The sequence below is a fragment of the Treponema sp. genome (genome assembly GCF_052169735.1).
Lineage (GTDB): Bacteria > Spirochaetota > Spirochaetia > Treponematales > Treponemataceae > Treponema.
The window spans coordinates 20,038-35,859 of record NZ_JBQNBW010000022.1 but is presented as its reverse complement, the minus strand read 5'-3'; the positions used below and the strand labels follow the sequence as shown (position 1 = coordinate 35,859).

At 48.5% G+C, this 15,822-nt stretch carries 9 protein-coding genes; all 9 read left to right on the top strand.

Annotated elements, in window-relative coordinates; translation table 11 throughout:
* Window positions 1-1,320, top strand: a 1,320-nt coding sequence (locus ACTTJ8_RS05290) for a hypothetical protein (RefSeq protein WP_442720540.1), incomplete at its 5' end; no start/stop codon positions are given.
* A gap of 199 nt (window positions 1,321-1,519) precedes the next feature.
* Window positions 1,520-3,970: an efflux RND transporter permease subunit gene (locus ACTTJ8_RS05285; RefSeq protein WP_442720539.1), complete on the top strand. Its 2,451-nt coding sequence runs from the start codon at window positions 1,520-1,522 to the stop codon at window positions 3,968-3,970.
* A gap of 213 nt (window positions 3,971-4,183) precedes the next feature.
* A complete protein-coding gene (locus ACTTJ8_RS05280; protein ID WP_442718454.1) occupies window positions 4,184-5,761 on the top strand; it encodes a spiro-SPASM protein in 1,578 nt (525 codons plus the stop codon).
* A complete protein-coding gene (locus ACTTJ8_RS05275; RefSeq protein ID WP_442715816.1) occupies window positions 5,736-6,698 on the top strand; it encodes a glycosyltransferase family protein in 963 nt (320 codons plus the stop codon). The genes ACTTJ8_RS05280 and ACTTJ8_RS05275 overlap by 26 nt, the downstream gene beginning before the upstream one ends.
* On the top strand, window positions 6,695-9,436 hold the full coding sequence (locus tag ACTTJ8_RS05270; RefSeq protein ID WP_442720538.1) for a cytidylyltransferase domain-containing protein: 2,742 nt from the start codon (window positions 6,695-6,697) through the stop codon (window positions 9,434-9,436). Before ACTTJ8_RS05275 ends, ACTTJ8_RS05270 begins: the two co-directional genes overlap by 4 nt.
* The gene (locus tag ACTTJ8_RS05265; protein WP_442720537.1) at window positions 9,429-11,315 is read left to right on the top strand and encodes an ATP-grasp domain-containing protein; all 1,887 of its coding nucleotides are present in this window, start codon (window positions 9,429-9,431) and stop codon (window positions 11,313-11,315) included. The genes ACTTJ8_RS05270 and ACTTJ8_RS05265 overlap by 8 nt, the downstream gene beginning before the upstream one ends.
* Window positions 11,296-12,330, top strand: a complete 1,035-nt coding sequence (locus tag ACTTJ8_RS05260) for an N-acetylmuramoyl-L-alanine amidase family protein (protein ID WP_442720536.1) — start codon at window positions 11,296-11,298, stop codon at window positions 12,328-12,330. The genes ACTTJ8_RS05265 and ACTTJ8_RS05260 overlap by 20 nt, the downstream gene beginning before the upstream one ends.
* A gap of 70 nt (window positions 12,331-12,400) precedes the next feature.
* The gene (locus tag ACTTJ8_RS05255) at window positions 12,401-13,804 is read left to right on the top strand and encodes a sigma-54-dependent transcriptional regulator (RefSeq protein ID WP_442720535.1); all 1,404 of its coding nucleotides are present in this window, start codon (window positions 12,401-12,403) and stop codon (window positions 13,802-13,804) included.
* Between the two features lie 262 nt (window positions 13,805-14,066).
* A complete protein-coding gene (locus ACTTJ8_RS05250) occupies window positions 14,067-15,821 on the top strand; it encodes an ABC transporter ATP-binding protein/permease (RefSeq protein ID WP_442715795.1) in 1,755 nt (584 codons plus the stop codon).
* Window position 15,822: the final 1 nt, after the last annotated feature.

Below are 15,822 nucleotides of genomic sequence, written 5' to 3'. Positions count from 1 at the left end.
AAAATTGAAACGCTGCACGGAGTGCGTTGGAACGGTACTGAAAAGAAGCTTGAATACGGAGCATCCCGTTCGATTGCACAGGTAAAAGGTGAGGTCTCTGCCGATTCTTCTTATGCGGTTATTTCCGCCGCTGCCGAATACAATTACCGTAACCCCGCACGCACAGGTTTCCGGCTGAACGAAGCGTATTACCGCTATTCGAGTGAGATATGGGATATCAGTGTCGGGCGGCAGGTTATTGTGTGGGGACAGGCTGACGGATTTAGACTCACCGATGTGTTAAGCGCACGGGACAGCTCGGAGTTTATCGGTTTAAGCGGAGATGATGCGCGGCTCCCGTCGGATAGTGTCCGTCTGCGTTTTTTTCACGATCTGTTTACGTTTGAAGCGATTGCCGTACCGTTTTTTACCCCGAATAAGCTGCCGCGCTTCGGCTTTGAAGACGGCGCAAAAAATGACCTCTACTATATCGACACGCCGGATGCCTACAAGATGCCCTTCGGTTCGGTTCCAATTCGGTATACAAAAACCCAAAGCGCAAAACCAAAGATGTTTACCGACACGGAAGCAGCCGCCCGTTTTTCCTTCTTTCTACCCGGCATCGATTTTTCCGTTTCCGGCTTTTACGGCTGGGATAAAAATCCGCGCTATGTAAAAAGCGGATATGCAAAAAAGGGCTTATTTAATCCTGCTAACCCGCTGAGTCCTCTTAACCCATACATTCCGAAAGAACTTTATACCAATTTAAATGAAGAGTATTACCGTATCGGAATGGCTGGTATCGATGCTGCGATTCCTGCAGGCGATGTAACAATCAGGCTGGAAACCGCATGGGTCGGCGGACGGTATTTTGAACCGAAGAATTTGCTTACAGAAAAGTCTGTCAATGATTTGAAAAAACAAACCCCAGATGATGTTACGCTTGAGTTTAATGCTCCACTTAAGAAACACCAGCTGCTGATGCTTGCCGGTATTGACTGGATTAAAAGCTCGTGGACGCTGAGCGCTCAGTATTTTGAAGACCTTATTCTCAATCATAAAGACGATATAGAGCGTCCGATGCACAAGGGCTTTGTCAGCCTCAATGTAAGTAAAACATTTTTGCGCGATACGCTGAAACTTTCGGCAAGCGGCGTTATCGATATAAACTACGGCAGCACATCCAGCACCTATTCGGTTAGCTATGCCCTCACCGATAATATCAATTTTGCACTCGGCGGGGATGTATACACCAAAGGCTATGACGGTAAGGGAGACTTTGCAGCCTTACACAAAATAAGCGCTATATGGCTGAAAGGGACGTTTATTTTCAGCCGCTAAAATGGCGCGGCTGAAAAACACTGCGAGTTTGCCTTGCGGCAAACATCGTAGATTATATGTGCGCTATCGCGCACGAATGTAACAGTCTTCGAGAATTGATATTCTCTCAACTGTTGCATTTTAAGGGACGTTTATTTTCAGCCGCTAAAATATCGCGGCTGAAAAACACTGCGAGTTTGCTAAACCGGAAGGAGAAGGTATGAAACTTGAAGGAATGCATATATTTTTTAAGAAGATAGCGGTGTTTCAATTAAAATACCGCTGGCTTTGTTTAGCTTTGCTTGCAGCTGTAACGGTTGCGGGGCTTATAGGCGTAAAAAGCTTTAAGGTAGGCTCGGCGGATGAAGACGAGTTTATCAGCATACGGGAATCCGCCAAAAAGAACGATGCGCGGTTTAAGGAACTTTTCGGCAGCAATGATTCGATTGTGCTGCTCTTTGAATCCGATGATGTGTTTAAGCCGGAAACGCTGCAAGCAATTAAAGACATCGGCGCCGAACTTTTGGAAAAGGTGCCGTATGCGGATTCCATCACTTCGATTACTGATACGGACATTACCGTCGGTACGGATGAGGGCATAGAAGTTACCAATCCGTTTAGAGACGGCATCCCATCCGATCCTGCTGATCTACAAAAAGCGAAGGATTTTATTCTTTCGCGTAAATCGATTGTCAATAAACTTGTAACGAAGGATACAACGGAAACGTGGTTGGTACTGTCGCTCAAAGCAACGCCGCCTGAAGAAGTGTGGAGCAAAACCTCGACAAAGGCGCCGATGTACGTTATCGGAGAAGCGGCAATCAGTGTTGTTACCGATCCCAAATATCAAAGTCCCGCCTATACTATAAAACCTGCGGGGCTTCCCTATACCGAAACGGAAGAAAAAGTTGTGATGGGACAGGAGACCTCAAAAAGCGTAGGCTTGAGTTTTCTCTGTATGATCATTTTGCTCATTGTATTTACCCGGTCGCTCCGAGGAACAATCGTGCCGCTCTTTGCGACTTTCTTCGGCATTACCACAGTACTCGGCATTATGGGCTTTTTACACATTTCGGGAAAGTCGGAGATGATGTCGGTGCCGATTGTACTTGCAATGGCACTTTCGGTCGGTTATTCCATTCACCTCGTTAATTCATTTAAAACGAGTTTTTATGAACTCGGCAAACGGAAAGATGCTGTTATCGCTTCCATTGAGAACACCGGCTGGCCGCTTTTTTTTACCGTTGTTACTACTGTTGTTTCAGTCCTTTCGTTTTTAACCACTGACCTCAAGCCCATGCGCTGGATGGGAGCAGCAAGCGCCGCGATGGTATTTGCCGTGTATGTCTATGTCAGCGTTCTCATTCCCATTCTGATGAGCTTCGGCAAGGATATTGTAGTTACGCCAAACAGCGCAGATGATAAAGCCGGTTCAATCGGTGTAGCCGATACGGATAGTTCCGGTCAGTCTCTACGTGCAGCAACAGCTCACAGTAAAGGCGCTGAGCGTGCGCAGAAATTGGATGCGTGGTTTGAACGGTTTGGACGCTCTGTTATCAAAAAACGTAAAGCCGTTATCGCAGCATTTACGATCATCACTGCAGCGTGTATTCCGGCGTTGTTCAGAATCGATGTCAACATGGACAGCTTTAAATTTATGGGCTTGCGCATTCCATATATTAAACGCCTCTATGAAATTACGCAGTCGCAGCTCGGATCCTATTTTAACTACAATATCATGCTCACCTTTGATGAAGATGATGCGGTTAAGAATCCTGATGTACTCAAAAAACTCGATGAATTGAGCACGCTTATAGCCACTTTTAAACTGACAAAATTAAATAACGGGGTACCAAAGATATTTTCGATTTTGGATATCGTAAAAGAAATGAATCAAACGATGCACTCCGATGATCCCGCATTTTACACCATTCCCGATGATGAAGATTTGCTCGCGCAGTTGTTGTTCTTGTACGAAATTTCAGGCGGACAAACTTCACGCTGGGTTGACGAAGAATTCCGTACACTTCGTATGGCAGTTGATGTTGCTTCGTATGATGCAAACGAACTTGCAGCGAATATGAAAACTATCGAGCAAACATGCGCACAATTATTTCCGCAGGCTAACTGTCATTTAATCGGAGCTGCCGTACAATTTGCAGAATTAAACAACAAAATTGTATTCGGTGAACTCTATTCTTTTTTGACATCGCTTGTTGCGATTGCAATTTTGATGATGTTGGTATTCGGCAGTGTGAAAATGGGATTGATCGGGCTTATTCCGAATATTTTCCCTGTTCTCGTCATCGGTGCAATTATGGGCTATCTCGGTATTTCGCTCGACCTTATGACGATGGCGATTATGCCGATGATCCTCGGTATCGCCGTTGATGACACTATTCACTTTACCAACCACACAAAGTATCTTTTTGAAAAAGACAAATCATATAACCGCGCTATTTTCGGGACATTCTACTCCATCGGAAAAACACTTGCAATGACAACGATTATTTTATCGGCTACATTTTTAGTGTATTTGGTATGTAAGATAGATGCGATTTTGCGTCTCGGCGTATTGGCTGCGGTCGGTCTTTTGTCTGCGCTCGCTGCCGACTACTTGATGACACCAGTACTGATTTACATAAGTAAGCCATTCGGAAAAGAGGAGTGATGCGCGCTCATGCAATAACCGGTAATAGCTCCAAAGTATTCTGTAACAAATCATACTTTGGAGTCTTTGCTGTTAAATAAAATAGAATCTTGCCTGTAGCGGTTTCATTAAAAACTTCGCAGTGAGATTAAAAAATGCAAGGGCTATAAGACAACTACGCTGATTCTCCGCAAGCTGTTTACGGAATAGAGGATTCTGCCGATACTTGAAGGTATGAAATCTCTTGTTGTTCTGTCGGCTCACGGCATTTCGGATTACGCATTCCAGCCTTTCAGCCAAAACGGCTTGTCCGCCTTTGCTTCTGCGTTGGAACGTACTGCTCATTTTCCCGATTATGCGGGTACGCTCATTATTGCCCCAGAAGACAGATGTGCTTCCATAGAAAAATACTGTGCTGAACATAAACCGGCTGATTTGCCTCCGGTTCGAGTGGTGCCGGCGGCGGAATCAACCGCTGCTGCCTTTTTTAAAGCGCTCATTCCTTTTGCTGCGGAGGCAGATCACTGCTTTATTGTATGGGCTGATGCTCTCTTTGCAGATGCGGCAGCTGCAAAGCAGCTCTATGCCCAGCATTGTCAGTACCGCGCTGAATATAGCTTTGCCGACGGATATCCTGAAGGGCTTGTCCCGCAAATCATAGCAGCAGGACTTATTCCTATTTTAGCCGCGCTGCCGCATGCTGCTGAAATACCGCTGACTCGTTCATTCTTATTCGATACCATTAAAAAAGATATTAACTCCTATGATGTGGAAACGTTAATCGCTCCCGCAGATGTGCGCTATCTCCGTCTTGCTTTTTATACCGGTACCAAGGCTGAATGGCTGCTATGCAGCCATTTTGATGGTATTACAGCAGAAAACTATGCAGAATATATTGCAGAACGGCAGGAGTATCTGCGTCCGCTGCCTGCCTATTACGGTATTGAGATAACCGCATATCATCCATTGCGTTCGATTTACCGTCCGCCGCTTTTTCCCGATACCTTTGATCCGTCCTGCTGTATGGATATTGACCGGCTTGCGTTGATTATTGATCAGATAGCAGCCTTTTCCGAGACGGCAGTTGTTTCGTTGTCGCTATATGGGGAGCCGCTTCTTCATCCGAATTTTGCAAGTATTCTAGGACTCATCCTGAATCATAGGAACCTTTCGGTATTGATAGAAACAGGCGGTATTACCAATAACACTGCGTATGATCTTACCTATTTTGATGATCTTGCGCAGATGTGCCGGGATGCACTGCCGAGGAAGGGACCGTATCTACCGATATATTGGATTGTCGATATTGATGCAGTGAGTTCAAAAATCTATGGCGCTGTGCATCAACTTTCTGATGAAGAGGCTGAACGCCGCTTAAAGCAGGCAGCGACGTTTGCAGATCACCTTGGAAAGCTCTTCCCAAAAGCAGTATGGGCGCAAATGACTCGGATGAACGAAAATGAGGCGGAGCTTGAACCTTTCTATCGGCTCTGGGAAAAACGGAGCGCTCAGCCGCTTATCCAAAAATATGATCATATCTGCGGAATGCTGCCCGATCGGCGCCCTGCTGATATTTCTCCATTGGAACGGCACCCTTGCTGGCACCTGAAACGGGACATGACGATCTGTAATGACGGCGTTGTGCCATTGTGTAAGAATGATTGTGCCTGTTCCGTGATGTTGGGAAATGCTTTTACTGTTCCGCTGGAAACGATTTGGGAACGCGGGCAGCGTTTTTACCAGGAGCAGCTCAAATCCGGTTATAAGGGGGTATGTCGGAATTGTGATGAATATTATACCTACAACTTTTAACGAACGGAAAGTTTCTCATACGATAGTCGGCGGTATGCAGTACCGCGGACAAGAACAGCCGGAAGACTTCTGCGTTATTGTGCTCAACCGCGGCAGAAAATATTATCGACCCCTCTTTTTTGAACAGCTTTTGGCTGAAGGGTTTCAATCGGTTATTTCGATACAGCCGAATAGCGACACCAATGATGTGGAGAGCCTTGTTGGAAAGTACCCGCAAATCAGGTTTGTGTTCCCGCAGGAGCAGCTGACTGTTGGTGAAATGATTAACCTTGGCTTTGCTGAAACAGCTGCCCCTTACATTATGGTTATGTGGAACGACACCCATATTCCGCCGGGCAGTTTTACCGAACGGGTACTGGAGAAGGTAAAGCAGGAACATTTATTCTGTGCTGCTCCGGTGCTTGCCAACGCGCGGGGTGAGGCTGTACCTAATCAGATTGTACCGAGTCTCAATGGAAACCGGTTCTCTACCGAGCAGTTGCCCTGTATCAAAAATAAAACAGCTACGATTTATCCCTATGATTTTATGGGGATTTATAGCAGGACAAAATGTATGCGGCTGGGCGGATTTGACTACACGATTGAGAATCCCTATTGGCAGAATCTTGATCTCGGCTTCCGCGCCTATCTCTGGGGGGAGTCCATCCGTATTTTTACATCCTTCCGGTTGCATTATGAAGGAGAGCCGACTCCGGAAAATATCTCTGCTGATGCGTCGTACCGGCAATTCTATCTGAAAAACCTCGCTCCGGAATTGATAGACGGGGAAGCTTCTATTCCCTTGACCTTGTTTCTTGCCTATCTGCGTAACTCCGGTTTAAATCCGCTGCACGCATGGCAGCATTTTTCTCAAGCACGGCGATGGATTGATCTGAAAAAAAATCACTTTAAAACTTCTGCCCGTGCACTGATTGAACACTGGGAGCCTTTTATATGAGCGGTTATTCCGGCGTTGCCGTTATTGTTCAGGCACGTCTTAATTCTTCCCGGCTGCCGCGGAAAGCACTTCGTAATTTGTGCGGTAAGCCGCTTCTTGCATATACCCTTGATGCTATGCGTCAAATTCCGGCGGAACGTTATATTCTTGCCTGTGATCATGCTTCCCAAGCAGCATTTGCGCCTATTGCTGAACAATTCCGTTATACACTGATCAGCGGTTCGGAAACCGATGTACTTGACCGGTTCTGTACGGTTATTCGGCAGTTTGAATCTTCACTTCGTCCCATTAAGACGGTTATCCGTGCCACGGCAGATAATCCTTTTCTCTTTACCGAAGCAGCAGAAGCTTCGCTAAAGCGGTTTATCGAGCTGAAAGAACCCGACTACTTTACCTATACGGGGCTTCCGCACGGCAGCGGTATCGAAATTATCAAGGCAAAGAGTCTATTGACTGCCGAGCAGCTGACCAAAGAGCCGTATGACCGTGAGCATGTCGGTCCTGCGCTCTACCGGCATACCGACACCTTTATTTGCGTAATGGAAACTGCGCCGCTGCACTGGTATGCACCTCATCTACGGACAACCGTCGATACGCAAGCGGACTTTGACCGTGCTGAACTGATGATGGAGTATTTGTATCAGGCAAAAGTACCGATGCCGCCATCCTCATCTGCTATTTTAAAGGCGTGCCGCTATGCTGATAAGGTGATTGTGTTTGTTCCTTCGGTACAGGAAGGATTAGGCACGGGACATCTGCGCCGTGCCTGTACGCTGATGAGGGAACTTTCGCCGCAAATCCGCTGTGTGCTGTATCTCCGCGGAGCATCTCATCCTCCATTTGTAGAGGAAGTGATTAAAACGATGGGGATTACCGATGTCTGTACTGAAATACCGAATCGCCCCTGCCTGTTTATTCTGGATAATTTTAGAACTGAGCCGGAAGAGGTGCAGCGTCTGAGAAAAATCGCACCGGTTATCGCTCTGGATGAAGGAGGAGATGGAAGGGCATTTGCCGACTATCTTGTGGATGTGTTACCGGCTTTACCCGATGCCTCCCTTTTTAGGCAAGAGGCTGCTCAAGATCAAACACATAACCGCGTACACGATACGCAAACACTGGTGCAGAAAACGCGGGTAGATACCGGCTTAGCGGATCCTGCTTCATCGGAGACGGCTGCACAAGCCGGTATTGACCTGCGGGATTATGCCGATGCATTTAACGCAAACTGTACCGAGGTACGGTTTATCGCATTGCCCAAAAAGCGGAAACAGCACGGCGCTTTATCAAAATATATAAAAAACCGCAGATATGTGTTTAATCCCGAAACGGTACGCGCCTTGGTGGTATGCGGGGGCGAGGATGCTGCGCAAATGGCATTGCCGGCAGCATCGGCGTTGGCTGCACTGGGGACAGAGGTTTCCGTTGTTGATCCGAATGAAAAAAACTATGTGCAAAAGCAGTTGAATGTTTATGTATACCCGTATTTGGAAAATCTGCGGGAGCGGCTCTGTGAATGGGATATTGTTGTTACACATTACGGCTTTACCGCGTTTGAAGCCCTGGCAGCAGGCTGTGCGGTTATTTTGATTGCCCCAACCGCGTATCATCATGCCTTGGGGACTGCGGCAGGTTTTTCAGCCCTGCCGGCAGGTATTCCTTCATCTGAAGATTTTAAAACGGTATTCAACGCAGGTATTGCGATTCCTTCACTTGTTACGCCGGAATCGGAAGAAAAGAGCCTTGCTGCATTTGTGTTAAAACTGTCTGCAGCAACTGCTCAGCGGTGTCCATTGTGTGATGCACAGTCACCCTTACCGCCGCAAGGCAGAGCTGAAAACAAGACTGTCTCTGTGTGCGCACAGTGCGGTATGCACTATCCTTCGTTTATCGTTGCTGAAAAAAAAGATTATAGCGAGCAGTATTTCTTTGAAGAATATCAGGCGCAGTACGGTAAAACCTATCTTGAAGACTTTGAATCGATTAAACGGCAGGGCTTACGGCGGATGGCACTGATCAATGCTGTGTATGCAAAGGTGTTCCATTCCGGCAAGGAAACTTCTCTTTTTGATGGACTCCATCACGGTACTAAACGGATTTTGGATATCGGCTGTGCTTATGGTCCGTTCCTAGCAGCAGCAAAGGAGTCAGGCTGGAGTCCTGTCGGTACCGATATTGCGGCGGAGGCGGTGGCGTATGTCTGTAAAACGCTGCAAATACCGGCTTGTCAAGCGCCCTTCCCAGTGCTTCCGGCGAGTTTTCCCTTTACGGTTGATCGGACATTTACCGATCAGCGGAATCAATTATTGAGCATTCCGCTTGAAGCGGGAGGTTTTTCTGCGGTTACCATGTGGTTTGTCATAGAACATTTTCCTGATTTAAGTTCAGTGCTGCAGAAGGTTTCCGAGCTTTTAATCGGGGGCGGGATATTTGCCTTTTCTACACCGGCTCTTTCAGGGGTTACGGGGCGTTGGAACCGCCGCCTCTTTTTTGCGCAGAGTCCGACCGATCATTACACGATTTGGGATAGGCGGCAGGCAAAAAAGCAGTTGGCGCAATACGGATTTACGGTAAAAAAGATTGTTTCTATTGGGCATCACCCCGAACGCTTCCCCCATGCGGCAAAACTGAAAAGAGGGGGCATCCGGTGGAACATCCTTATGCTGATAAGTAAGCTCTTTAAGCTGGGAGATAGTATGGAAATTTATGCGGTAAAACAGGGAGCGATTGATGACTAAAAAACGGGTATTGATGCTCGGTGCGGGCTTTATGCAGGGTGTTGCGATACGGGCTGCCCGCGCACTCGGCTGCACCGTAGTTGCAGCCGATGGAAATCCGTCCGCGGCATGTGCTGCTGAAGCGGATGAGTTTGTTCATATCGATCTCAAAGATACTGCCCGCCTCATAGACTATGCACGGTATCTTCAGCAGCACGGCGGACTCGATGCGGTGTTTACCGCCGCGACGGATTTCTCAGCCGCAGTTGCCGCTATCGCGGCAGCCTGCGGCTTGCGCGGGCATCTGCCGGAGGCTGCGCTCAATGCAACGGACAAGGTACGGATGCGGGAATGCTTCCGCAAAGCCGGTGTTCCGTCTCCAGCCTTTGTTGAATTGTCTGCCGCCGGTCTCTCCGGTTTGGGGAGTTTATCAGAATCTCCCGGTTGTACCGCTTCTGCTGCCGGTTCTCCTGCGGCAGCGGCTATCCCGCAGTGCGGTACGGGCACATCTGCAGATGCGAGGAATGCTAGGGATACTGCACGCCTCGCTGCTGAGAGTAGTGCTGTAAGCGGTAAGGATGCGAGGAATGCTACTAATGCCGCACACCTTGCTGCCGTGCTTGAACAAAGGCTTGGAGCGCTGTACGGGCGTTTCCCGCTGGTGGTAAAGCCTGTTGATAACATGGGCGCCCGCGGCTGTTCCCTTGCCCGCGATGCTGCCGGTTTACAGGCGGCGGTAGCGGATGCCCTCCGGTATTCACGGAGCGGGCGGGTCATTGTAGAAGAATATATAGAAGGAAGTGAGTTTTCGATAGAAGGGCTGATCTTCGGCGGGCAGCTGTATGTAACAGCGCTTGCCGACCGGCATATCTTTTTCCCGCCGTATTTTATCGAAATGGGACATACCATCCCGTCGGACTGTCCGCAAGCGCTTGCCGATGAGGTTATTACAGTGTTTGAACGCGGGGTTCATTCCCTCGGTTTAACCGACGGTGCCGTCAAAGGGGATATTTTGGTGCGGGATGGTAAGGCGTTTGTCGGGGAAATTGCTGCCCGCCTTTCCGGCGGTTATATGTCCGGCTGGACGGTGCCGTATAGCTCCGGCTTGGATATTACGGCGGCAGCGCTGACCCTTGCGCTCGGCGGTTCACCCCGGCTGCATACCTGCGGGAAGGATTTTTTCGCGGTGCCGCTCAAGCAGAACTGTCCTTTTGTGTCCGCTGAGCGGGCGTGGATTTCCATTCCCGGTCGGGTCTCGGCTGTGTACGGCTTGGATGCGGCACGGGCGGTGCCCTTTGTGAAGGATGTGTTCCCGCGAGCAGGTGCCGGAGATACGGTAACATTTCCCCGGAACAATGTAGAAAAATGCGGCAATGTGTTGAGCGCAGCGCCGGGCCGTGCTGAGGCAGTGCAGGCAAGCGAATCGGCGTGCCGTAAGATCGTGCTGAGGCTGCAAGCTCACGTTGCGGAAACCGATGCTTTTTTGGCAGAGTTGCATTCTCCTGCTGAGCAGCATACCTTTCCGCCGAATATTCTGCACTGTGAGGATTGGGGATTATGTAAGGCGGGCAAGGACGGTGCCTCTTTTGAGCATTTGCTGAACAGTGCCGCACATACGGAAAAAGACGGGTTTGTCTTACCTGATTTTTTAGCCGCAGTCTTGGATTCTGCCCGCGATGTACAGGGGAGAACGCTGCGGGATGTGCTGCAGCAAGCACTGGAACTGGAACCGGGGCTTACTGCCGTACTGTGTGTCTCTGCCGCAGCAGGAACCGATGGCTCCGGTTCGGCTGCGGGACAAAAGTCTGATCCTGCATTGCGGCGTTCAGCCTATTGGAAGGCACTAATCCGCGGCGGTTTGCAAGGATTACTCTATCGGTATGACTGCGAACACGTCTAAGCTGCGATTTTTCAGCAGCGTTTTGTTCTTTTTTTTCTTGGTTGTGCTGCCGGTTTGTGCAGCGGAGAAAAAAGTTTCCGCAACTGATGCGGCAAAGGAACTCGATGCCGATATGTCGTGGAATCCGCTGTCACAGGAGCTAACCTTTACCGTAGGGGATCATACTGCGCAGTGCCGGGTTGGACAGCCCCTCATTCTTTTTGACTATCATAATGCTGTGATTACTCAATCTCCGCAGATGGGCGCGAATGCACAGCCTGAGCTGCCAGTTGCGCTCTTTACACAGCTGGAGAATTTTTTTAAGCAGTTTAGCACCGGAGCTTTTTTCCGTGTCGGTGCAATTCTTATTGACCCCGGGCATGGAGGAAAGGATCCCGGTACTATCGGTTCCTATATTGAAGACGGTAAAACAATTCCCGTTTACGAAAAGAATATTGCGCTTACGGTTTCGCGTTCGCTGTATGATATGCTGCAAGAGACTTATCCCGATAAGAAAATCCTCTTAACTCGTTCCGATGACACCTATCCCAGTTTGGAAGAGAGGGTGGAGATGGCAAATAAGGTGAAGCTCAAAAAAAATGAGGCGATTCTGTATATTTCCATTCACGCAAATGCTTCTCCGTTTAATACAAAGCCCTACGGGTTTGAAGTGTGGTATTTACCGCCTGATTACCGCCGGGACTTAATTGATAAAAATACAGCCTCAAAAGAAATTGTTCACATTTTAAATTCCATGCTGGAAGAGGAATTTTCTACCGAGAGTATTTTGATTGCAAAGAATATTTCCGACGGGCTTGAAGCGCAGATTGGCAAGGAGAGTAAAAACCGCGGCTTGAAAGAGAAGGAGTGGTTTGTTGTACGGAATGCAAAAATGCCGAGCGTACTTATCGAGCTGGGCTTTGTTACCAATCCCGAAGAAGCAAAACGGCTGAATACACCTTCCTACCTGCAAAAGTGCGCGCAGGGTATATATAACGGGCTTACCGCGTTTATTACCCGCTTTGAAAGCCCGTAAATGTAGGTGCGCTGTATTGTCTAATCGAGTTGACAAAATCGCACGGCTGTATTATCAGTGTAAGTGCAGTATGAAATTCAGAATTTTAGTTATTGATGACGAGAAGAATATACGTGAAGGTCTCCAGATGGCGCTGGAAGATGACGGTTACGAGGTGCTTACAGCAGAAGACGGAACAGTCGGACTTCAAAAAGCGCTTACGGAAGTTGTCGATCTGGTGATTACTGACTTGCGGATGCCGGGTGTCGGCGGGCAGGAGCTTTTGCGCAGGGTAACATCGGAGACACCGGGAGTGCCGGTTATTGTGCTGACAGGACACGGTACCGTGGAAACAGCGGTAGAAGCCATGCGGATGGGCGCTTATGATTTTTTAACCAAACCGCTTGATCTTGACCGCCTGTCTTTGCTGGTAAAACGGGCGCTGCAGAATCGGGAACTGGTGTTACAGCATCGGGAACTGATGGAGCAGCTGCAATCCGATAAGGTTTTTGAACACATCATTGGAAAAAGCCCGGCAATGGAGCACCTCTTTGAGATGATCAAAAAAGTAGCTCCCACCCGTGCCTCCGTGCTCATCACCGGAGAAAGCGGTGTCGGAAAAGAGCTGATCGCCAGCGCTATTCATAATCTTTCGCCCCGGAAAGACCGGAACTATATAAAAGTACACTGTGCTGCCCTTGCAGAAAGTCTCCTCGAAAGCGAACTGTTCGGGCATGAAAAAGGTGCGTATACCGGAGCAACCAGCCTTAAACGGGGCAGGTTTGAACTTGCCGACGGAGGCAGCATCTTTTTAGATGAAATAGGGGAAATCAATCAGAATTTGCAGATAAAAATACTGCGGGTGTTACAGGAAAGGCAATTTGAACGGGTTGGCGGAGAAAAATCCATCACCGTGGACACACGGCTTATTACTGCAACCAACCGTGATCTGGAAAAAGAGGTTGCCGACGGGGCATTCCGCAGTGACTTATACTATCGCCTTAACGTAGTGCATCTCCATGTTCCGCCGCTGCGTGAACGGAAAGAAGACTTGCCCTTGATGATTGATGCCTTCCTCAAGGAATTTACAGAAGAAAATGCAAAAGTGATCACCTCGATTGAACCGAAAGCCCGCGCTGCTCTCTATGCATACGATTGGCCGGGCAATATCCGCCAGCTGCGGAACTGCTTGGAAAGCGCTGTCGTGATGAGTTCTGACAATATAATCCGTCTTGACGATTTACCGGAACCCATACGCGAAGCTGAGCAGACAGCAGCTATCCGCATTCAAATCGGTACACCGCTTGCAGAGGCTGAACAGCATATTATTCTGGAAACACTTGCAGCGTATAAAGGAAACAAATCAAAAACCGCTGATATTCTCGGTATCGGCAGGAAAACGCTGCACCGGAAACTTGACGAATATGCAGTTGCCGGTACGGAGCCAACGCCGCCGTCTGCTGAGGAAGCGATAGATAATAGACCTGTTCGATAGCTGTGTTTTCGAACAGACCGGCAAGATTTCCATTGCATAAATAGTGCGATTGAGAACATCGCATTTCAAGGTACCCAGTTATGAAACGGAAGGTTCCGAACTGGTTTAATCAATCAACAACCCCGACGCGAGCGTCGGGGCACAGTGCTCAATGTTTCGCACTGTGTGTTCTATAAGGTGGTTGCAGTCGGCTTCAATACCCTTCGTTACGACGCAAGCGTCGGGGTATTAAACCCTCCGCACGAATAAAAAGAAGGATTATATGATAAAAAAAAGATTGATACAGCTTTTAGCGCACGCAAAGCGCTATATTTATCTGAATGTACTCTGGCAGTGGATTGCCCTTGTATTTCAGATTGCTGCGGTATTTTTCATTGGGCAAATACTGGAAAGCCTCTTAGCCGGTACGCTTACCCTCCGGAAGGGATGTACCGCGGCGGCAGTATTCGCAACAGCGCTCGTCATACGGGCAATAGCATCACGGTACACTACCCGGTATGCCTTTCTTGCCGGAAAGGACGTTAAAACGGTGTTACGCAGTACCCTCTATGCAAAACTGCTCCGTTTAGGTTCAGCATACCGAGAATCCGTTGCCACAGCAGAGGCGGTTCAGCTTGCGACAGAAGGAATTGAGCAGCTTGAAACCTACTTCGGCAGATACTTACCCCAGCTTTTCTACAGTCTGCTTGCTCCGCTCACGCTCTTTGCTGTCCTTGCTCCGCTCAGCATGAAAACAGCCGTTATTTTGCTCTCCTGTATTCCCCTCATACCGCTGTCCATCGTTTTTGTACAAAAAATTGCAAAACGGCTGCTCAGTAAATACTGGAGTTTATATACGGGACTCGGCGACAGTTTTTTGGAAAATATGCAAGGACTGACAACCTTAAAAGTGTATCAGGCAGATGATGCAAAAGCGGTGGAAATGGTTGAAGAAGCGGAGCAATTCCGCACCATCACCATGAAGGTTCTGAGTATGCAGCTTAATTCCATTACTGTGATGGACATTATCGCGTATGGAGGGGCGGCTGCCGGTATTATCAGTGCAATATATGAGTTTGCGGCAGGGACGCTTTCCCTTGCTGCTGCTTTTACGATTATTCTTTTAGCGGCGGAGTTTTTTATCCCGCTCAGACTGCTCGGCTCTTTTTTCCATATTGCGATGAACGGTATGGCAGCCTCTGATAAGCTGTTCGCCATCCTTGATGTGCCGGAACCGGCAGCGGCTGAAGGAAGGATTGGGGAGCATGCCGGCATTAGACTCCAAGACCTTTCATTTTCTTATACCGCAGAACGGTCTACGCTGGAGCATATTGATCTCACCATTCCGGCAGGCGCTTTTATTGCGCTGACCGGGGAATCCGGATGCGGGAAAAGTACTATCGCAGCGCTCATCACCGGAAAATATAAAAAATACACAGGCAGTATTCTCATCGGCTCGATGGAGCTGGCAAGCATCGCTGAAGCGGAATTGATGCGGCATATCACTGTTGTTAAGCACAATTCCTATCTTTTTAAGGGCACTGTTGCGGAAAACCTGCGGCTTGCCAAACCGGATGCCTCGGAAGCAGAAATGACGGCGGCATTGAAACAGGTCAACCTTTTTGATTTCTTAGCAGAACAGCAAGGATTGAACACCGAACTCCTGGAGGGCGGTTCAAATTTTTCAGGCGGACAGCGGCAGCGGCTTGCCTTAGCACGCGCACTCCTCGCCGACAGCGCCGTCTATATCTTTGATGAAGCAACTTCTAATATTGACATTGAAAGTGAAGAGCGTATCTTGCACGTTATCAATGAACTGAAAAAAACAAAGACCGTGCTGCTGATTTCACACCGGCTGGCAAACGGGGTTGGAGCAGACCGCATCTATTTTATGGAACATGGGCGTATCACCGAACAGGGTACCCATAACGAGCTGCTTGCCTTGCGGGGACAGTATTATACCCTCTATCAGAGTCAACAGGAATTGGAACAGTATGGAAGTGATACCGCTAACGATGCCGCAGGAAAGGAGATATAAC